Annotated in this window: 27 protein-coding genes; 15 read left to right on the top strand and 12 right to left on the bottom strand. The window is 47.7% G+C overall.

The annotated features are described in order from the left end of the window. Nucleotides 1-71: 71 nt before the first annotated feature. From SYNC_RS15165 to SYNC_RS14720, 3 genes are all read left to right on the top strand, one after another. Nucleotides 72-203 carry a hypothetical protein gene (locus SYNC_RS15165; protein WP_011619716.1) on the top strand — a complete coding sequence of 44 codons (132 nt, stop codon included), beginning with the start codon at nucleotides 72-74 and terminating at the stop codon, nucleotides 201-203. Nucleotides 204-240: 37 nt separating this feature from the next. Further along, the gene (locus SYNC_RS08300) at nucleotides 241-1,050 is read left to right on the top strand and encodes a prohibitin family protein (RefSeq protein ID WP_011619715.1); all 810 of its coding nucleotides are present in this window, start codon (nucleotides 241-243) and stop codon (nucleotides 1,048-1,050) included. 217 nt (nucleotides 1,051-1,267) lie between these two features. After that, the gene (locus tag SYNC_RS14720; RefSeq protein WP_011619714.1) at nucleotides 1,268-1,405 is read left to right on the top strand and encodes a hypothetical protein; all 138 of its coding nucleotides are present in this window, start codon (nucleotides 1,268-1,270) and stop codon (nucleotides 1,403-1,405) included. 585 nt (nucleotides 1,406-1,990) lie between these two features. Here SYNC_RS14720 and SYNC_RS08295 read toward each other — a convergent pair. Continuing rightward, the gene (locus SYNC_RS08295; RefSeq protein WP_071813713.1) at nucleotides 1,991-2,368 is read right to left on the bottom strand and encodes a DCC1-like thiol-disulfide oxidoreductase family protein; all 378 of its coding nucleotides are present in this window, start codon (nucleotides 2,366-2,368) and stop codon (nucleotides 1,991-1,993) included. Between the two features lie 49 nt (nucleotides 2,369-2,417). On the opposite strand from SYNC_RS08295, the gene SYNC_RS08290 reads away from it, so the two are divergent. Then, complete coding sequence (locus SYNC_RS08290; RefSeq protein WP_011619711.1) at nucleotides 2,418-2,720, top strand: TIGR03894 family protein; 303 nt, start codon at nucleotides 2,418-2,420, stop codon at nucleotides 2,718-2,720. 107 nt (nucleotides 2,721-2,827) lie between these two features. Here the strand turns inward: SYNC_RS08290 and SYNC_RS08285 are convergent, their stop codons facing one another. Beyond that, on the bottom strand, nucleotides 2,828-4,291 hold the full coding sequence (locus SYNC_RS08285; RefSeq protein WP_041426601.1) for a glycosyl hydrolase family 57: 1,464 nt from the start codon (nucleotides 4,289-4,291) through the stop codon (nucleotides 2,828-2,830). A 39-nt stretch (nucleotides 4,292-4,330) separates the two neighbouring features. Between SYNC_RS08285 and SYNC_RS08280 the strand changes: the two genes are divergently transcribed. The 9 genes from SYNC_RS08280 (at nucleotide 4,331) to SYNC_RS08240 (ending at nucleotide 11,106) form a co-directional block, all read left to right on the top strand. Next, a complete protein-coding gene (locus SYNC_RS08280) occupies nucleotides 4,331-4,657 on the top strand; it encodes a Nif11-like leader peptide family natural product precursor (protein ID WP_083756074.1) in 327 nt (108 codons plus the stop codon). A gap of 551 nt (nucleotides 4,658-5,208) precedes the next feature. Further along, nucleotides 5,209-5,397 carry a hypothetical protein gene (locus tag SYNC_RS08275; RefSeq protein ID WP_011619707.1) on the top strand — a complete coding sequence of 63 codons (189 nt, stop codon included), beginning with the start codon at nucleotides 5,209-5,211 and terminating at the stop codon, nucleotides 5,395-5,397. 83 nt (nucleotides 5,398-5,480) lie between these two features. Continuing rightward, nucleotides 5,481-5,636 (top strand): hypothetical protein, encoded by a 156-nt coding sequence (locus tag SYNC_RS14715; RefSeq protein WP_011619706.1) that lies wholly within the window; start codon nucleotides 5,481-5,483, stop codon nucleotides 5,634-5,636. A 615-nt stretch (nucleotides 5,637-6,251) separates the two neighbouring features. Next, on the top strand, nucleotides 6,252-6,491 hold the full coding sequence (locus SYNC_RS08270; RefSeq protein WP_011619704.1) for a hypothetical protein: 240 nt from the start codon (nucleotides 6,252-6,254) through the stop codon (nucleotides 6,489-6,491). A gap of 433 nt (nucleotides 6,492-6,924) precedes the next feature. Continuing rightward, nucleotides 6,925-7,308 carry a hypothetical protein gene (locus SYNC_RS08265; RefSeq protein ID WP_041426600.1) on the top strand — a complete coding sequence of 128 codons (384 nt, stop codon included), beginning with the start codon at nucleotides 6,925-6,927 and terminating at the stop codon, nucleotides 7,306-7,308. A 716-nt stretch (nucleotides 7,309-8,024) separates the two neighbouring features. Continuing rightward, nucleotides 8,025-8,309 (top strand): DUF427 domain-containing protein, encoded by a 285-nt coding sequence (locus SYNC_RS08260; RefSeq protein ID WP_011619703.1) that lies wholly within the window; start codon nucleotides 8,025-8,027, stop codon nucleotides 8,307-8,309. A gap of 177 nt (nucleotides 8,310-8,486) precedes the next feature. Further along, nucleotides 8,487-8,702, top strand: coding sequence for a hypothetical protein (locus tag SYNC_RS15035; protein ID WP_011619702.1), 216 nt, complete (start codon nucleotides 8,487-8,489; stop codon nucleotides 8,700-8,702). A gap of 595 nt (nucleotides 8,703-9,297) precedes the next feature. Next, entirely contained in the window at nucleotides 9,298-9,510 is a 213-nt protein-coding gene (locus tag SYNC_RS14355; protein WP_148201886.1) for a hypothetical protein, read from the top strand. 1,401 nt (nucleotides 9,511-10,911) lie between these two features. Then, a complete protein-coding gene (locus SYNC_RS08240) occupies nucleotides 10,912-11,106 on the top strand; it encodes a hypothetical protein (protein ID WP_011619698.1) in 195 nt (64 codons plus the stop codon). A 99-nt stretch (nucleotides 11,107-11,205) separates the two neighbouring features. Here the strand turns inward: SYNC_RS08240 and SYNC_RS08235 are convergent, their stop codons facing one another. From SYNC_RS08235 to SYNC_RS08205, 5 genes are all read right to left on the bottom strand, one after another. Beyond that, nucleotides 11,206-11,571: an AbrB family transcriptional regulator gene (locus SYNC_RS08235; protein WP_011619697.1), complete on the bottom strand. Its 366-nt coding sequence runs from the start codon at nucleotides 11,569-11,571 to the stop codon at nucleotides 11,206-11,208. A gap of 311 nt (nucleotides 11,572-11,882) precedes the next feature. Beyond that, a complete protein-coding gene (locus SYNC_RS08230; RefSeq protein WP_011619696.1) occupies nucleotides 11,883-12,113 on the bottom strand; it encodes a hypothetical protein in 231 nt (76 codons plus the stop codon). A gap of 575 nt (nucleotides 12,114-12,688) precedes the next feature. After that, on the bottom strand, nucleotides 12,689-13,099 hold the full coding sequence (locus tag SYNC_RS08220) for a YccF domain-containing protein (RefSeq protein WP_011619693.1): 411 nt from the start codon (nucleotides 13,097-13,099) through the stop codon (nucleotides 12,689-12,691). A 10-nt stretch (nucleotides 13,100-13,109) separates the two neighbouring features. Then, a complete protein-coding gene (locus SYNC_RS08215; RefSeq protein ID WP_011619692.1) occupies nucleotides 13,110-13,739 on the bottom strand; it encodes an isoprenylcysteine carboxylmethyltransferase family protein in 630 nt (209 codons plus the stop codon). A 190-nt stretch (nucleotides 13,740-13,929) separates the two neighbouring features. Continuing rightward, a complete protein-coding gene (locus SYNC_RS08205; RefSeq protein ID WP_011619691.1) occupies nucleotides 13,930-14,178 on the bottom strand; it encodes a DUF2973 domain-containing protein in 249 nt (82 codons plus the stop codon). A 117-nt stretch (nucleotides 14,179-14,295) separates the two neighbouring features. On the opposite strand from SYNC_RS08205, the gene SYNC_RS08200 reads away from it, so the two are divergent. Then, complete coding sequence (locus SYNC_RS08200) at nucleotides 14,296-14,517, top strand: hypothetical protein (protein ID WP_011619690.1); 222 nt, start codon at nucleotides 14,296-14,298, stop codon at nucleotides 14,515-14,517. A 40-nt stretch (nucleotides 14,518-14,557) separates the two neighbouring features. Here SYNC_RS08200 and SYNC_RS08195 read toward each other — a convergent pair whose 3' ends face one another. From SYNC_RS08195 to SYNC_RS08175, 5 genes are all read right to left on the bottom strand, one after another. Further along, nucleotides 14,558-15,373, bottom strand: a complete 816-nt coding sequence (locus SYNC_RS08195) for an alpha/beta fold hydrolase (RefSeq protein WP_237699191.1) — start codon at nucleotides 15,371-15,373, stop codon at nucleotides 14,558-14,560. Continuing rightward, a complete protein-coding gene (gene sodC / locus SYNC_RS08190) occupies nucleotides 15,370-15,897 on the bottom strand; it encodes a superoxide dismutase family protein (protein ID WP_011619688.1) in 528 nt (175 codons plus the stop codon). Before sodC ends, SYNC_RS08195 begins: the two co-directional genes overlap by 4 nt. Before the next feature lie 48 nt (nucleotides 15,898-15,945). Beyond that, a complete protein-coding gene (locus SYNC_RS08185) occupies nucleotides 15,946-17,169 on the bottom strand; it encodes a glycosyltransferase family 2 protein (protein ID WP_011619687.1) in 1,224 nt (407 codons plus the stop codon). Nucleotides 17,170-17,468: 299 nt separating this feature from the next. Continuing rightward, a complete protein-coding gene (locus tag SYNC_RS08180; protein ID WP_011619685.1) occupies nucleotides 17,469-18,206 on the bottom strand; it encodes a DUF924 family protein in 738 nt (245 codons plus the stop codon). After that, nucleotides 18,206-18,502 (bottom strand): hypothetical protein, encoded by a 297-nt coding sequence (locus tag SYNC_RS08175; protein WP_041426595.1) that lies wholly within the window; start codon nucleotides 18,500-18,502, stop codon nucleotides 18,206-18,208. Before SYNC_RS08175 ends, SYNC_RS08180 begins: the two co-directional genes overlap by 1 nt. Nucleotides 18,503-18,559: 57 nt before the next feature. On the opposite strand from SYNC_RS08175, the gene SYNC_RS08170 reads away from it, so the two are divergent. Continuing rightward, entirely contained in the window at nucleotides 18,560-18,967 is a 408-nt protein-coding gene (locus SYNC_RS08170; protein ID WP_011619683.1) for a hypothetical protein, read from the top strand. The last annotated feature ends 65 nt before the right edge of the window (nucleotides 18,968-19,032 follow it).

The following is a 19,032-nucleotide window of genomic DNA, read 5'->3' as shown; positions in this document are numbered from 1 at the left end:
AGATAGTTCGAGGTCCGAATTCATCAAGAGCTGCAGCCCAAGCTGCTGCATGATCTGAGGCAAACACTGTGATGGAGCCGACACTCTCACCAGTGAGTTTGAAGAAAACGGTGAATCGCTGGGACATCGCTCTCCAGTCGATACCAAGATCACTGTGGCATTTTGAGCACGATGGTCGCCTCAATCCCGTGCGTTTTCGCTAAAGAAGGTACAGAAAAGTTCTAGTGGACAACATTTCTCATGCAGACCCCATCCCAAATGCGTTCGGTGACCCCAGGAGGGCCTGAAGGAGGGCTGGTCGCAATTCTTGGTCTCGTCTTAGCTGCTTTGCTTTTGTTTGCTCAGGCCTTGTTTGTGGTGCCAGCTGGTGAAGTTGCTGTTGTAACCACACTGGGCAAGGTCAGTGGTGCACCTCGCCAGCCTGGATTAAATGTCAAAATCCCACTCGTTCAGCAGGTTTGGCCCTTCAGTATCCGTACCCAGGTACGGCCTGAAAACTTTGCGACTTTGACGAAGGATTTGCAGGTGATTGAGGCTACGGCCACTATCAAATATGCATTGAGAGCTGATCAAGCTGGTCGTGCTTACAGCACGATTGCAAGCAATGACCGCGATGTGTATCCAAGAATTATTCAGCCTTCGTTGTTGAAAGCGCTCAAGTCTGTGTTTTCTCAGTATGAGTTGGTCACAATCGCTTCTGAATGGAATGACATTTCAACTCTCGTTGCAGAAACAGTTGCTGATGAGCTTGACCAATTTGATTACGTAAAGGTGCTAGGCCTTGATCTCACTGGATTGGAAATCGCTGAAGAGTACCGGGCAGCAATTGAGCAGAAACAGATTGCTGAGCAGCAACTTCTCAGAGCTCAAACCGAGGTCAAGATCGCTGAACAAGAAGCCTTGCGCTACGACACCTTGAATCAAAGCCTTGATGATCGCGTGTTGTACAAATTATTCCTTGATAAGTGGGATGGAATGACCCAGGTTGTTCCTGGATTGCCAGGAACCAATGGTGGTATGCCTTCAGTGATCGTTAGCTCTAAGAAGTAAATGCTTTTTTGAGAGTAAGCTTCTGTTCGATAAAGTCTCGCAGAATATTTCGTGATTTTATAATTTTTCTATTGCTGTCTGGGATTCTGCTTCCGCAATCGCTTAGTGCTTCCCAGATGTTAGCTTTGGTTTTGATTGATCTTTTGTTCGTTGCTAATTGCCAAGATTATATGTTTCCATGACCTTGTTTGAATAGTTGGATTGATTCGAGGCTTAAATGAGCATTCCCATGAAATGCTGGTTATGGTGGTTTGATAAATGTCAAATCGTTGTGGATTTTATTGATGCACACAGCTTGATTGCTTGGGATGATGTTTCTGGTTTTTGTGCCTGGTCTGAAGAGGTGAGGGAGTGAATCATCGTGTTGTGATGGGGCTTCTTATTGTGTTGTTCTTGGGTTTGCTCACGCACTGCGCATCCAAAACACAAGTACGTGTCCGCTATCGAGTCGTTCCACAGCGTTCGCCAGAGGTGTTTCAGCTCCCGAAGCAGAGGCCCCCAGCACGGGGTGGGCTCTTGCTGTGAAATCCAGTCGTTTTTAGGTGCGAATCTGAATATGTTTCCGTTAGGAAATCTTTGCTTCTGCCGAACGTAGAGTTGTGTTATGCACGTTCATCATCAAGTAAGCGGTTTGCGTGCATTGCATCCCTAGGTTGATGTTAAGGAGCTGTCTTTTGATGCGATGTTCAGGCTCTTTTGCTTGTCCATCATCCTTATTGAACTAAAAATCATTGAGCTGTGTAACAGCAGCCTCACCTTATCCACGAACGGTTGTTCAAGTCACTTAGAAGAGTTGGGTCCTGTATTGAGCGTCATCCATGCAGAATTGCTTTAGCAGGGATCTGGCACGTTCACTCGTGGTCATGCTCTTAGAGATGCAGGCAGAAATTCGCGAGTTCTCCTATCAAATGGATCTTGAAGAGCAGCTTTATCAAAAGACTCAGGCACGGTCTGGATCAACGGGCAATCCTTTGAGTGTTAGAGCGAGTTGACGAGCTGCAAGCAACCCTGGATACAAAACACTCGCTCGTTTCTTATTTCGAAAGAGTCCATTCAGTAATGCCAAAAGAGGATCGCTCGGTTTTAGTTCTCTGCAAAGAATGGATATTGCTTCGCTTCCGTGCCAAATCTGATCTCCGTCCATTAATACCGCTCCCTCACTCAAATTGAAACCTCGTCGACGTAAGTCGTTTCGGAGATCATCTTCATGCCTTCCATCCCGGATCATGAGATCTGGAATCCCCCCTTTCAGTTCGCTTCGCAAGGCAAACGCCTTGCAGAAAGGACACCCACCGTCGTAGACCAGCGTCTTCAGCAGCCCCTCCAACCGTTCGTTCGGTAAGTTGATGTGATTGACAATAATTTAGATGGCGGACAAAGAGCTACTCAAAGAAGTCGGAAAGGAGTTATGGGGTTCTGTCAAGAAGCTTCGCCCGGGTTTGCCTCGCGAATCCCGATTGGAGCTCACCCTCAAGGCACTGATGGTGATTGGCGATCTGTCGGATCAGGTTCAGGCTGCAGTTGTTGTGGGTCTGATTGCTGAGCAAGAACCGCCTGAGAACGAACCAGAGGGGAAAGATGTCACAACCAGTGCTGACAGCGAGCCGGATGTGGAGCAGACACCCGATGGTCGTCGAGTGGTGCGTCGTCGATCACGCGCTGCTGGTTGATCTTGAAAGTGAGTGGTCGATCATTGGTTGTTGATCGAGTCCCTTAATCCTGCTGAAATGCACGGCAGAACATTTTTCTGCGGTGCATCTAGGGGCATTGACATGCGTTAACTCAGCAAAGCCTGGCCTTGGCTGTGAATGTTGCGCGCGTACTCCGTCCAAGTGCCTTGGCCCCAGTAACGGAAGCAGCTTGTCTCCAGTAAAAGCAGATGCAGTAATGCTTTTTGATACCTGTCGCTTGTCGTGAACGATGGGTCTTCTGCCGTTTGCTTGTCGAAATGTTGATGAAAGGCTGCGCTGAGTTTGTTCATCGGTTCCAAGACGTTGTCGTACCCCTCAACCCAACTCAGGTTGTTGGTCCAAGAGGCTCCCTCCATTGAGAAGTCGCTGTTACTGGCTTTGAGTTCATCGATTGCTGCGTTAACGGTCTCACGAGTCGAACAGCTGCCTACCTGCTTCCATAGCCGGTGCTGTTGTACGGCTTGAACTTCAGGGAAATCGGAAGCGGTAACCCCTGCCTGCTCGAGAAGCTCGAGCCACTCGCTTCCGTTGATCGCCACCGTTTTCACTTGCCCGCTGTCTCCCTGTGAGTTCTGATCCATCGCTTTGCGGTGCGCTTGAACGAAGGCCTCTGGGAATTCATTCATCATGACCCCCCCGTTTTCGCCATCAGCAATTTGCGTCACTACTGATGGAATGTTTCTGCTTCTAAGCGGTTGTTGTCCAAGGGTGAGTGCTTCGTAATAGGGCTGCATTTGACCCACCAGTTTCGTGTCGGAGCCCTGTGTCTTGATTAAAACCGTGATCCGTGCAATCTCGCCTGTTGAGCTGCGTGCGACCAGTTGGTTGGGGAGGTATTTCTGTGAATGGGAAAGAGGTGAACCATCCAGGTTTTCTACGCTGTGTTCTTGAACCATCAACCACTTGTAACCACAGTCATTGAGAGCCTGGATAAAGGCATGAAGTGTATCTGGGTGGTTTGGAAGATGCATTTCGGGTGGTGAAAACCCTTTCACCCTTTTCAGTGCTTCTTCTCCGAATAGATCAAAGAATTGGTGTTGCCAGGCACTGATCTGAAGTTTGAGATCGGGAATTGGTGTGGATGGAGCGACCGCATGGCTCCAGAACGTACCCAGCCACTCGACATGACGTTGCATGGCTGGATCACAGGCGAGATAGCGCATTGCGCCTGTGATGTCGTCACGACCCATCTGGTGAACACCCCAGAGGAGGTTGCCGGAATAATCGAGCATGATTCGCGGATTGCATCCTTCGCTGATCAGCTGAGGAATGAGATCAGCCATGCGCCGATAGCACTGCGCGAAGGACTCCGCGTTGTGGTTGTCGCCTTCCCCCTGGTTGTCAAACATGTATTGCAGATGAGAGACCAGTTCTCCGCTTTTGCCAGCAGGGATCGTGGGCTGATGCATGTGCAGTGCACAGGCGAACGCTGAGCTGATCCCCTCAACCCTCAGATTTGTGTGCTGTATCCAGACAGGCTCACGATTTTGCAAAAGAGAATGCAGATCGGCTTCTCGGCCAGCGATCGCTGGAGATTGGTGATGGGTCATGCCTTGATTCGTACTCCATCGAGCCTTCAACGTCATGTCATGACCGCTTCAGTTGCTCATTCCAGTTCTTGGTTTTGTTTGCGTCGGCTCTCGCCGGGGTTCCATTTCGTGATTCACTGGCGGAGTCAAGGACATGGGACATCTTTTGTGAGCGCTCTCCAGTCCTTTTTGGAGCATTTGCAACGGGATGCTCGTTTGCAAAGCCGGGTTTACTCTGCAATGACAGCTGCTGAGGTTGCAATGATCGCTCAGGAGCTCGGTTATCCCGTGTCTGGTAGCGAAGTGCTCCTGCTATCGGGCAAGTCTCTGAGAGGGATGCGTGTTCATCGTGTCGATCATCCTGGTGAATATCCACACCGTTACTGAGTGAAGCTGCTGAGTACAAACACTGATGTGTCAGGGAGATTGCATGCGCCATAACGAAAGAGCCCAATGTGAAGAGTTCAGATCAAGCTCTATGAATGCGTCTCGTGGGCCGTGGCCGGGGGGTCACGGCCTTTTCATTGGTTGTTTGCATTCATGCTCGACGAGATCTATTCGTCGTTTGTATTTCCTTTGAATGTGATGAAATCTTGAAAAATCACGTTTATTTGTCTCTATTACCACATGAATCATCCGTGATCCCGAAGACTTCTGATCGATGTGGGTGGTTTGTACCGTCTTTTGGAGGTTGGGTGCATAAATTGTGTATATACGAAACGTCATTGATGTACAGAATTCAAGAGCTGAGCTCCTCGGGGTGGATGGATCATGGATCCAGAACAACTGAAATCGAGGCTTTCTGGGCTGCTCATGCCCTCAGCCAGCAGGAAGGACAATCTGCGAGAGTCCTGAACCCTTTGGATGAGATGGTTTTCATCATGAATCGCTCGGGTTCGACCGCGATTCAGACTGATCACGAAATGGTGGCTTAACCGATGGCTTATTTCAGTCACTACAAACATTTCACGATTCGCTACAAGCTGTCAGATGGCAGCAAACAGGAAGCTTGTTTCTACGCATCCGACGCTTGGGAGGCTCGCATCCTTGCCATGGAGTTTTACGAGCACATTCGGCGATGGCCCAACAGTATTGACCTGATCCATGAGGTCGGGTGTCGCTTCTGATGATGAGCTGTCGAATCTTCCTTTAGGTCAAGAAATGGCAAGGAATGGAGTCAGAGGCGTGAACTGGCTCCAAAATTGACGTCATGACTTTGACTCACTGTCCTCTCTGTATCGGCTTAGCGCTGCTTTCAGCGATTCGAACCACGGCTCATCTCGTGATGATTGCTCAGCTCGAGCGTCGAACTGCAGAGCAGTTTGAGCACCCAGCCAGCCTGCTTGGAACCGTCTTTCAACTTTGAACCTGGTGAGGGATGGCTTCAATCTCTGTGACCAGTGTCCTGGTAATGGTTCAAGGTGATTTGACGTAGAAAAGATAGATGAAAGCGTGGTCTGCAAAAAAAACATTAAACATTAAACAATAAGCAATGCAACTTGTTGTGTTGTTAATTTCAGATAGCTGTAAAAGCAAGAGAGTTTTATTGAACATTCGCTGGTAACAGGCTTTTTTAGTGTCTTTGCGAGTAAGTATTCTTTATTAAGGCAAGACTTTCTTGTTATAAAGGTGTGAGCAGTAAATGATTGATTTTATCTGTAAGGCTTAAGTCTAAAAGTTAAATGTTCTTCGAAAGGAGGAGCTTGAAATCAGATGGTTCATTTATTTGCAATGACCCAGGCAGTAGCAACGCGTTGTTTTAGGTAGAGATCTGCAAGATGTCTCGCTAGTGCTTGGAGTTCAGCCAAGTCAGTCATGGAATCGATTTGCCTCTTGATTGATTCTGTTTCGAATTGCTGGGCAAGAGTGGCTTGCATGAAATTGCCTGTTGGTATCACCACCTTAAAAACTCTCTATGTGGACTGCGGGCCACGGCTGGGCCACGGAAGCGCCAGAATGTAACGAAGTTGTTACAAACCCAATGACTGTCGGTGAGTTAGTGCTGGAAACCCTCTCTACGGGGATAATTACGGAAGATGAGGTCACATGGCTGACAGATCACCTTCAGACCTTTTCACGGCCTGAAGAAGCAGCTGCCATTCGTTTAGGCCGTCTTATGGACGAAGGGCAGGTCAATCTTGGATGCCGCGTCTCAAAACGCTGGCTGCATCATCGTGAGGTGCTAGTTGATTGGATTGAACCTCTTGGTAGCCATCGTTGATTATGCTTCGAGGTGTGACGACTACGCCTCTAATCAACGCTGCATCATTGGGCTGAAATTTAGTACCTATCTAACCTAGAATGTCTTCATTGGCTCATTTGTTTTGCATGAATGTATGCAAAATAGTTGACGGATGTGGGCATCTTTTCTATTGAATTATCCTCGAATCATAATGTTTCGAAACTCCTCTTGTTTTTGATATATTTTTTATAGTTGATTTTTTATTCTTTGGCCAAGAGTGATTTGACTTCGAGCTTAGTCTTTTAAGCCATTGTTTCAACCTAGGTGTGATGGACTGTCTTCAAGAGATGGTCCAAACTATTTGATTAGGCATTCTTGCTTATTTCGTGAAATCTAATAATAATTTTATCCACCAGACCTGCTAGAAGATGATCTTATCTCTAATATGTAATGTATTGCAAGCTGGGGGGATATGCTCAAAAAATTACGTTCAGCCAACAGGATTGAATTGTTGGTGGGAATCAGCTTCTCTTTAGTGGGCTTTTCTATTGGCTCAACATTAATCGGAAATACTTTCAATAGTGAAATACAGTTGGATTCGCCTCAGGAAGTAACTCAATCTGAATCCAAGCCTTATTTGGATGAATCATTCCTTGATCGTGAAAATCCTAATAGTGTCTCTAAGTCAGAAGCAACTGATGCTAAACCGCTGCAAGATGAAAATCTACCAGCCATCACTTCCTCTTCCGAAAATGAATTTACAAGTTTGTCTCAGGAAGAGAAAAATTGTGTTATTTGGAAGAATGCCTATCCTGAAGCTGCTTATAAGCTTAAGCAAGGGGATGCATGTTATTGATCGGTGATCAGCCATGTAAACATGAAGGTTCAAGCAAGTAGACATGACTTCCTCAAATGATCTGAGGTCGTGTCTACTTGCTGCTGAGATGACCGATGGGTCAACCGTTTGGTTCGAGTCGCCGCTGGTTTAGAAAAGTTGTCGGCTAGACGATTCTCAGCTCACTCGCTGCTCCTGAGTTCTAAGCATTTCATAGGCTTTCCACAATCCATCAACCTCTGAACATGTGAATTCCTTGTCACAGACTCGGTATTTTCCATTCCCAACGGCATCGATTGTTGAACCTTTGGATGTTGCGCAGATTCTGCTGAGAAAGGCCACTGGATTGACTCAGTTATTCATGGTCTAAGTCAGCATCGTGCAATTGCGCTCCATTTTCTCCTATTCCTTTTCAGATCGAAATAGATTCTGGCAGAGAATAAAAAGCTGGTTCGTTGTCTGGTCTTTACGTGGCTTCTCCACGTCTATGCGTTGACTGTATTGATAATATTTGCAGTCAGTGTTTAGTAAAAGTTGATTCTTTTGTTCCTTTCTTTGGAACAAAATGTGCAGACAATTGCCAATTTAGATTAGAGTTTGCCTTGGAGAATTCTTAAAAAGACTATTGGTTTTGTCGTGCTATTTGATTGGTTCTGACCCGACTTCATTTGTGTTAGCGATACCAATTCTCACACCTCAGCACATTGCTACTTAATATAGGTAAAAACTGGGTCTCAATGAAAGCAATTTTTAACGGTAGTCTTCTTGCTGAAAGCGATGATATTGTTTATGTGGATGGAAATCCTTATTTCCCTCGTGAAGCAATGCAAATTCAATATTTTCGCGACTCCCGGCACACGTCGGTGTGTGGTTGGAAAGGAAAGGCGCGCTACTGGGATTTGATTGTTGACGACCAAATTATTACTAATGTGGCTTGGAGCTATGAGACACCAAAACCTGATGCCGAAGCTATACGTTATCGGTTTGCTTTCTATTCTGGCAAGGGTGTAGATGTTTCTTGACTGAACTGTAGTAAATTCATTTAAACTTGTTTAATTCGATAGTTTTTCCTAGATCTATTTTTTGTTGATGTGATGCTGATGAGCCAAGAGATTGACTTGTTATCAGGCCTTGGTTTGATTGCATTCTGTCGATCATTGATCTAGACAGGCTATTCTGTTTGTTGATATTGTGATTCTATGCAAAGCGAATCATGTGAGGCCCCTCAGTCAAATACCAAAAAGGTAGATGCGGATGAACCGTTGTATCGCATTGTTCGTGATGATTTTCAGGAAGATTCGATCACTAAATTAAAGTTTACTCGCTACGATGATGCCTATGATGAACTGGAGAGCTTTTATGGGGATTTGTGTTGCTCTGATGAGCGGGTTGAATACTCAATTGTGATAATTTAATCCCTTGCTTGAGCTGTGGGTTGCTTTGGATAATGATTCTCTAAGTCAGATGCTTGCCGTCTTGCATTTAATGAGATGAATGCATTATGTAGCATCAGTAAAAGATTTGAAGGAATGTTGTTTGTTTTCGACGTCGATCACTTGATAGCGTTCTGCATCGAACAATGAAGGCTCGTCAAGTTCCGTGTTTTCTTCTCACTGCATCCATCGTTAGAGTCGTTGAGCTTCCAATACATTTTGCTTGGTCTACCTGTTGACTGCTTTACATAATGTAGTCACAACCTTGAGCGAATCGATACTCGTGCTCTGTTGGCGTGTGTTGTCACTATGATCTGCACATCACATCTCAATGTGGTGAACAAGGCCGGGTGATGGGGATTGCTTGGTTAAAGGCCGCTCGTGTTTTGGGCGGTTTTTTTGTGTTCGATTGACATGGTTTATTAGGTTTTGTGGTTAGTCTCTTGTTTTGGTTGTCTCTGTAGGCTTACTTCCCTCGCTGAAGTACTCATTAATTGACGATTGGTCTAGTAATACATTGAATTGATCTGCTACTGGCTTTAGTTATTTGCCTAGAGTATGGTGGTTTTACGATTTAATGGAACCTGGATTGCCTGAATTTTTATCGATATCCTATATTTTATTAAACCTACTGACGTTCATGTCACCAACAAAAATTTTGCTCATAGTCGTTATTTTGGCTTTTCTTGGATTAGCTGCTTTGGCATTCCAGCTGACCAAGGGCGTTAGCGATTCTGAATCTTCTACCGAGCTGCAAGAGGCTATGCCAGCCTTGCAATCACGACCTTGAGGTCTCAAGCTATTAATGATTTGAAAAAAGTTGTTTTTTGCAGGCATCTAATGTAATTGTGTACCTTACATTGTGTTTGTCATCCACGACTCTATAAATTTTCCCTGTAGCCAAACATTTTGTTCGAGCATCTACAAATGCTTTGAACTCGGTCTCTCTCGTTACTTCTGGTGTCCAGCTTTCATCAGATAAGTGTTCAATCGTGTACATCAAGATCTGTCCGTTATCGATATGCTGGCCTTGATTGGCTCAAAAACGTTCGATCTACTGATTAACCTTGGGATCAGGAAGGTTTTTTTGACTGCTTTAAAGCGTTTCTGTATATTTTATTTAGTTTCACTTGAATTAGTCCGTACCTATGCGAAGAGATCGAACACTTCTCTGAGTGTCGGCATTGAATTTATTTTGAATTTTCTGTGGGTTCCAGGCACCGTATTTTTCGCTCAAAAGCTTGTGCCTGATTCATTTTGCTGAGCAACTTATGAATGTCATGAGTGGAGAGCTCTCCATTCGATGCCCACTTCATCGAAGACAATTCGTATTTCTGAAGAGGTGCGGACATCGACCAACCAACTAGGTACAAGAGCTTACGTTGGATCTTGAAATCAGAACGGGTTCATCCTTGTGTTTGCCCTTCAGAAATTCTGTAATTCGCTTTCTCCTCATATGGTTCCCCTCATCCGACGCTCTCTAGGGAGAAGCTGCGCGGTGCGACTCTGAACGTTTGAATCCCTCGTCCAGGGTTGTGAAGTGAATTCTTTTTCGCAAGTATTGCAAAACGGCAGCCCGGGGGAGCAAGATAAAGAAAATCTGTAGTTTTCTGGCGTGATCCACGGTCCCTGTTGCCCTATCCATCAGTCCACTCTCGACTCACCTGACTATTGGACTGATCCAGCCTTGATGTCGTCTGCGGCACCTGCCTCTTCAACGGAGTGGCGTCGTTGGGAAATCGAGAGTAGAAGTCGCCATGCTCGGTGGGCGACTCGTCATGGCCAATGACAGGCAAGACACGGCCACTGGATCAGTGTGCTGCCTTAAGCCTTCATGTTTGTGGCTCCTTTTATTTTGTGTTGATTAGATTCTCATGTTCTGGCTGAATAGTGACGTATTCGATATCTAGAAGCTTCTTTGTTGATGGATGTTGCTTGTTTAGCTTGTCTTTGACGCACCACTTATTGTTTTGTCGATGGAATTGTCCCGTTGGCCGAGCATAGTCGCTTTTGTTTTTTGCCTTCCTGCTGCCTTCCCTCGGCTTTTCGATCATTGTTCGGTGAACTCTGAGATGCGCTTGAACGTTGATTGACTGGGTGTTCTCAGTTTTAGGTTGATGACCTAACTGGCTTAGACCAGTCATGTGTTGCTGCCCATAAGGCAGACTATCCAAAGGTCAAGGAATCAAGCATGGCGACAGCAGAAGAGAAGCGCACCATCACCAAGAAGCGTTTGCAGGAACTGCGCAATATGTGTCGAGAGCACTACAACGTTCTTATCGAAGAGGGCACCATGCCAGATGCTGCAGATGTTCGCGTCACGAATCAAAAGCTGGAGGAACTCATGGAGCTCCTTGATGGCAAAATTAAATGGGACAACGTCTGATTGATTGATCGTCAATCACTTTCTAGTATGCTTTTAAAAATATTTTTATAAAAAAGAGGTTTGAGTAACCTCTTATTTTTTACTTTTTGCTTACATTGATTATTCTTCGGTGTCTTCCGCGCCTTCAGGGATAAGCCGGATTTGCTTTCGACCTAGTTTGATGGTGAAATTATCTCCAGGATTGAGCTCAAGCATTGCTGTATAGGCTTTCCCGATCAAAAGATTTCCATTGCCTTGAACTTTGGCGATGTAGCTCAGTTTGCGCCCACCTTTGCCAATTCCCCCTGCTCCGCCACCAAGATCAATGCCTTTTGCATTTAGAAGTGCTTCATAAAACGCCGTGAAGTTCACTCGATTACTTCCATCTTTCTTCTGAGAAACATAGCCGCACTGAGTGGCTAAATCGGTTTTTGATACATCGCCAAGGTCTTTGACCTTAGTGAGCAGGTCTACACCAGTAAGCATTTGAGAAAAGCTTCAACAAACTATTACTAACAGCCCTTCCTTATCGAAGTCAACGTATTGGATTGATTTGACTTCAATTTGTGTATTTGTTGCCTTGAGCTGCTGATGTCGATCCAGTCGCTTGTTGTCCTTTTACGTTTGCTGTTGGCTTTCCTGTCGATGTTGTTGCTTAGATCCTTCTGCCTCTAGGTTTTCCGTCTTTAGCTTTTTCTATCGATCCCACTGTTGTGCTGGATCCCGAGTTTCTGTGTACTAAGACATCAGCTGGAGCACGGCCGTACGAGGCTTCACTGGTCTTTTGCCTAACTTGCTCAATCCTCGTCATGCAATTGGGATAAAACCCTGGCGGCCAGACCTCGCGAAATCCTTCGTTCGATCAACAAGTTGCAAACCCAATTAAAAAGTGGAGGATTGGCTGGGTTGGAAGTAAGCCGCTCTTGCAAGAGGATGAGCTCTGGTTTTGTTTTGATTCCTCGCAACGCATCAATCAGCATGTCTTCGCCTGTTGTGGCCTGAATTGTGCGTTGAGCTGTGCTGGTCATCTGCCAAAGGCATGCGTTCCTTTGTTCTGGCACGTCTTGCTGTGAGTTTGCAACCCTTGTTGGTGATTCCTATTGACCAGGCATCCAGTTTGTGATTTTGTCCCTTTGCCTACTGGTCAGCTAGCTTTTCCAGGGAGTTAGCTGTTCGATACATCTGGTGTGAAGCTTGCGGGCTGATCCCGTCAATTGAACTCGCTGAATAGATGCTCCCGTCCCAGGCGAGATACTGGACCCCTTTATCTTCGGTCCACATCCAGCCGAGCACATTAATGAATGCACTGCCGTCTCTGATGGCGTGGACGTTTGAAAAGGCTTGAAAGTCGCTAGGAATGTTCATTGTGATTCTGATTATTGGCAAGCTCGTCGTTCTCAGCTTGGCAACGGATGCCTTGAAGGACCACTTCAGTTGCAAGCTGTCTCATCCCCTCCGTTAGCGATTGCCTTTCCAGCGCAGCATGCTGATCCAGATTGCAAATAGGGTCCCTACAGGGATCACGATCACTAAAAGCTGAGCGATCACGAATTGTCGTACTTCTGGATTCATGGTTTTGTTCCTTGCGTACAGCTCCTATTGACTAGTTCGTCCGATCAGTTGGAACGATGGTCATTCCGACCGGCGCTAAAGCAATTAGAGCGAGTTTGATGTGCTGAATTCCGAAGGGGATCCCAATGATGGAGACGAAGCATGCGAGTGCAGAGGTGAGATGGCCAATCGCTAACCACCAGCCAGCCACTAAAAACCAAATTACATTTCCGATGAGTCCCATCGGGCCAGTGCCTAGATCAACGCGTCCGCTGAGATCTCGGCGGTTGATGGCTTCAAACCCAAAAGGCCATAGAGCAAATTTGCCAATCACAAAACATGATCTGCTCCATGGAATGCCCACGATGCTGATGGCAGAGACAAGACCTGCTAACCACCAGCCCAATGCCATGGGCAGTCCGCCAAGGACGACCCAAAGAATATTGAGGATTGATCTGACCATGTATACATTCTTACCAAATTCCAGGGATTAAACGGAAACTTTTTGATTTGTAATCTGAGAACCCTTTGTATTTATTTCTCATTGATGACTCCCTGTCTCGGATTCTCTGAACATATAAAACGAAGATGCATAGTGGCACTAAAAAAGCCCATAGGGATCCGGCTATTATGCTAAAGCTTAAATAGCGCATCAAATCACCTGTGTAATTAACATGCCTTACGCCGCTCCAAATGCCAGTATTGACTAACCCTGCACCTGCTGCTTTCTCTGTTGTTTTCTGGATGTCGGCTGCGGTATTAATCAAGCTGCCAAAGTAAAACAATGGGATAGCTGTTGCCGTGGCTGCTATCGAGAGTTCTGTTGGATTGGTGAAAGCAATAAATGCTGGTAGTGAATAAAAAATTCCAATAATAAGGATTGCTCCTGTGAATCCACCGGTATCAACTTTTTCTGTAAAAATCTGCTTACAACGATCAGGGTAAATTTGTTGTTCTAAAAGCCACCATATGCAGTAGCTGATATGCATGCATGCATAAAGAATCTGTCGCTGACCATCGATGCCAAAGAGTGAGATTAGTAAGAGAATTAATGCAATTGTGACTGCTTTGGCCCAATTGATTGCTGTTAGTTGCGTTGTCATATGTGTCTCGAATTATTTCATCAAAAGTTTGATGACAACCAAAGCTGTGCAGATCGCGAGTATCCACCAAATCCAAGTTGCGCTTGTTACGACTGCTATTGCAATTCCGATGACCAAGAAGATCAGAAATTGGTTGAGTGTCATGGGTTTGAAAGTGGTTCCCCCATTCTGAATGCGCCTTCGCGGATCTTCAATCCGTGATGGAAGTCTCAGGTTGATCCAAGCCTCGGAAGCGGACAACCAGTAGGTCTTCTCCTGTGATGGAACCGTCCGCATCTAGGAGTTCTGGATGAGTCGTCAACAGTCCAGTGCGGTCTGTTCGGCGTCTTGAGTGATCAGGGCTAGAAAAGCCAGGGCTCAAGCGCATCATTCGAAAGGCTTGAACTAAAAGGAAAAGAAAGACTGTGCCGTAAGCCAAGGGGAAAAGCGCAGAAAGCATCCGTCAAATTCCTAATATTAAGAAACGTTAACCGGTTTGTTGCTGATTTGCGTTTCTGAATCAGCTGGAAACTGGAAGCTTCGGTGGTTTTGCTCATCCTTGGGCCAGCTTTAGGTCATGACGATCTCCCTTCAACTGGCTGTGGCTCGATGTACCGCTCGCGGTCTGATCAACGGAACTGCTGCCGCTGATTACAGCGAGGTCATCAGCCTCCACCGAATGATGCAGCTTGAAGGTGAAACTGTTCTTGCTGCTGGCCTGTTGGCTCTGGCGCGTTCGTTGAATCCATCTGAGGCCATGCGCGACGTTTCAGCCCATGGGGGGCAGCCATCGACTTAGGAGAGCGCCCGAGGATTGTCGCGCTGGGTTTGATGTGGGTTTAATTGTGTAGCAACCAGCTTTGAAGTTGGGTTACACACTCAGTAGTTGATTCATAGGGAAGAACGTTTCGCCCACGAATCGTTGCGCTCGAAGCATTCGGCATCTGCTGCGCATAAGTGTTGATGCGATCTTGTGCATCATCCCAATGCTTGGAACGGCCAATGCCAGTTGCCTCCTGCCCGAATAGCAGCCATACAGGTTGCTTGATGTCTTGCCATTGCTTGGTCCAGTTGCGTCTCCAAAAACCAGCTAAAAAGGAAAATGTTGCCCAGCGTGTTGTCATGTTTGCTGCTTCTTGTTCCAGCGTGTCGAGCCATTCAGCATCAACATTTTCGTTGCTTGCAAATAAATTATTGGTTGAAAATGATTTTAAAAATGTACGGCGGCGTGCATAGCGGTAAAACAGAGATCCGATTGGTCCTTGAAACAGCAATCGCCAGAGGAGTTGAGATTGCATTTTTGGAACGGAGTCCTCAAGAATGCGCCAACTTGGTGGGCTGATCGCGATCAAGCCACCAACGAGTTCAGGTGCGGTCTTGATTACAGCTAAAGCAATCGGAAGGGAGGCTCCTTGTGAGACAAGGATTGCTGGGGTGTTGTTGTGTTCTCTCAGAAGATCGATCAGTGGTGCCGCCCAATCCTCGGGGGCAATCTGTTGTTTTGAATGCTCGTTCTCTCCGCAACCGAGTAGGTCAGGTGCGAGCAAGGTAGTTGTGTCGTCATAGGCTCGCCAACACCTGATGAATCGATCCCAAAATCGACTGGATAAGCCAACGCCAATGGGATGAATGAGGAGCAGGAGAGATGCGCTCAAGACCCCACACCGCAGGCAATGCGTGCACCGCCTCCTCCTAGGGGGGGCGTGTCGGAGTAGGTGTCTCCCCCTGCATGCACCACAAGAGCGCGGCCGCGAAGATCGGAGGCCTTAAGTCTTGGTGCCACAACGCTTGTTGTGGTGTTGCCATCTCGGTCCACCACTAATCGACTGAGATCGCCGCGATGGCCATTCCCAAATGGTCCGAGATGGGTGTTGGTTTGGTCTGGATCCCAATGTCCGAGAGCTGCCAGACCTGCAATGGAGGCCCCTTCGGAGTTGGTTTGTGGAGCGCACTGATCTCCAGCATGCAAGTGGAAACCATGCTCGCCTTCGCTCAAGCCACTGAGTTCAGGAATAATCACCAAGCCTTGGTCTGTATCCCGGGCACTAATTGTGCCGATGGATTCACCGATTCCCTCGGTGTTGATGCTATTAATCGTGACCTCAATCGTGCTGGCTTGCACGGTGGCAGGCATTAGCAATGCCAGGCACAGAGCCAAGAGTGCACCAAGTCGGTACATGGGGGTTTGACAGATGCATTCATTTTGTCTGGATGTTGGCTCTAACCGCTAGAGCGCCTGATCCTCGGCAAGGGAGCGTCCTTTCCAGGTCCAGCCCCTACCCGTCAAGCTTTTCCAAACGGAAGTGGGTGCGATCAGCCCGATGATCACTCCGCCTATGCCCATCAGCCACCAGTGTCGTAAAGGCACCGAAAAACGGGCTTGGGTCCAGAGGCGAACGCTGAGCTGCATCAAGATTGCAATCAATCCGAAACCCGCATCAATGAGCCATAGGATCTGATCGTGGTTGCTCAGCAACGCCATCGTCAGGCTGGTCGGTACAAGTAGCCATGGCAGCGTGAACATCAACAGCACCACACCTCCAGCACCCAGGGATTTGCTGATGCTGCGATCTAGACCAAGAAACCAGTTCTTGCTCCAGCCTTCCCAGAGAGCCTCGAAATTGGCGTACATCTGTAAGTCGACGGCATCAATTCCAAGGACGTATCTCAAGCGGAATCCCCCCTCCTTAATCCGACGCGCCAAGGCCAGATCCTCCACAACCTCTCCTGCGAGGGCCCTATGGCCGCCGATGGAGTTGTAGCTGCTTCTGCGGAACAACATGAAAGGGCCTGCAGCAAAGGCCACCTTTGAGTCAGGGTCGTTGGCTTCAAGGATCGGAAATCCGAGTCCTAACAAGCTCGCAATGATGGGTTGGACCATCCATTCGGCAAGACATCCACAGCTCAGGCGTGGAGCCAAGCTGAACAAATCGGCCTTTTCGTTGATGCTCTGCTGCAGTGCGCGAAGGATGGCATCGGGCGTCAAGGTCACATCTGCGTCGATGAACAGCACCCATTCGGTTCGGATCCGCTCCATGGCTTGGCTGCAACCCCAGTTTTTCCCCACCCAGCGCTCTCCTTTCGGTCGCGGGCCAGCTTGGAGAACGGCTGCAACGGGTTGGTCAGCACGAGCGACGGTACCGATCGTCTGTTCCGCAATCTTGACTGTGTCGTCGCTGGACTGATCGTCGACAACCAACACTTCCCAGTGAGAACAAGGCTTGTCAGACATCAGCACGTGAGTCAGGCAACCCTCAATGTTGTTCGCCTCGTTGAAGGCTGGGATGACAACGGTGAGACTGGTGTCGGTGACGAGCTCATCGTTGTTTTTCCAGAGCGTGGGAGCTGAGGCAAAGACGCGTTGTAGGCCTACGCGAAGGATGCTTAGGCCTATTCCAGCCGCTAGAGCTGTGACTCCTGCAACCAAAGCCACAATCTGGATCAGGTTCAAGAGCTAGGCGGCGTCTGCTGCCTACTTTGACCAACCTCTGCCTCGATGTTGTCTTTGCAGGTTGAGCAAAGGAGATGACCCTTGTGTTTCCAATAGGCACGGGTTGAACGTTCGATCGTTTGTCTGCAGATCAAACACTGAAACATCGGGCTCATGGTTTTAAAGCCATCACGCTTATCCCTTATCCCACGTTCCCAAAAGAGGTTTTGCTCATGGAGAGGCAAAGCTGATTCACATTGCTTTGTTTGTCTGCAGAGCTTTTTAATCCCTGTTGGTTGATGTGATGAATTCGTTGCTCATCAACGTTGTCGTTTGCGACGGTTTGCTTTTCGAGTTCCCCCGTATTGATAACCAGGTTGGTGTTGCAGATTGTTCAAGCAGCTGGGGCATGCAAATCGCCAGTTTGGTTGTGCTGCTGTTTTAACCCTGTACTGAATCGGTCCTTGTTTAGAGCATTGATCACAAGCGTGAGAAAGGCATCGTTTCTGTTTGGCACGTGAATTCCAATCCTTTAAAAACCTCAACTCCTCGTGAGTGGAGGGTCTTCCCAGTGCGGCATTGCGTTGTGGATAACGTCCAAAGCGTTGGATCAAAGTCTTGTTGCGACAAGCGACTGCCACTGTGGCTGGGTCGCTCCATCGCTCCAGAAAGGAAATCGCGTCCACAATGACTTCCAATTCCTCGCTGTGGAGCATCGGCATCAACCAGAACTGGCGTCGCACCTGTGCTGGTTCTTGGGCGATCCATCCTTCGGCGACCGCTTTCTGGGTCAGGCTTAGGGCTTGAGCATCGCCCGCAAAAGCTCTGGGTTCATCCCTCCACAGTTGCCGTGTGAATTGATCCATCATCAAAACAAGAGCCAGTGCACCGGTCGCGTTCTGCTCCCAGTGGCTGAGTTCACTTTTTAATGCTGAGGCTGTGAGCTTTCCGAAGCGTTTCCACACCACTGCGTCAAAGTCTGCATTCCTACGAAACCATTGGTGCGGGCGACAGTCATGAAACCAGAAGCGGAGCACCGCATTCGGGTTGGTCTGCATTAGCTGTTTTGACGGACTGCCTTTACAGCCATCCCAGCTTCAGCGCTGGTCACAGCTGCCAGCACAATCAAACCGATCAGCCCAACGAGTTGGTTTTGTGGTTCAGCTTCAGTTGCGGAGTTCTGAGTTAACACTGCTCCAACAACAAACCAGGTTGTGGCAAGTATGGATGTGATCCAGTAAGCCTTCCAACGTCGTTGATACAAATAACCGGCACCAAGTCCTGGCACCACGTTCAGGACAACGGCCACCCAGCCAGCGGATGCGGCGAGCAGCTGATCTTTAGTAGGGATCATCAATACGCTCTGTCTTCACAACACTCTGTCGTGTTTGGTGCTTGGGTGGGGTGAACGATGTCCCCCGCTTTGCGCACTCTCTTTTCGTTTTGTCTGGGGGCATTGTTTTGGCTCGCCCCATGTTCTGCTGTCTTTGCCGATAGCTATTTGTGTGAAGGAGACCTGCTCACTGCCGAGCGGACCAATTTGGGGCAGGAGGCAATCGGTGCTGTGTTGGAACCAATCCCTAACAGTTCTGATGGAACCGTGCCTGGCGATGGGATCCTTCTCCACTGGCGAAACCTCAACTTGCAACTGCCACGTACCAACAATGCTGGTCCACCCAGCTATACCGATGGGCGTTGGTGGTGGCGGGTGGAGGATGTTGATCACCCTGAATTCCGCCAAAGGAAGGCGTCTATTGAAACCTATTCCTGTGAGGCTCAGGTGGAGGGTGCTAATCCTCTCAACAACAGGAATTCATAGATCGCAACTGCGGTCACAAGCAGTCCGATGGCCCCAACTACGAGCTTTCCGTTCATCGACTAAAT

This window comes from Synechococcus sp. CC9311, from assembly GCF_000014585.1.
Classification (GTDB): Bacteria; Cyanobacteriota; Cyanobacteriia; order PCC-6307; family Cyanobiaceae; genus Synechococcus_C.
The sequence above is the reverse complement of the archived record's forward strand: the minus strand, read 5'-3'. Positions and strand labels throughout refer to the sequence as shown.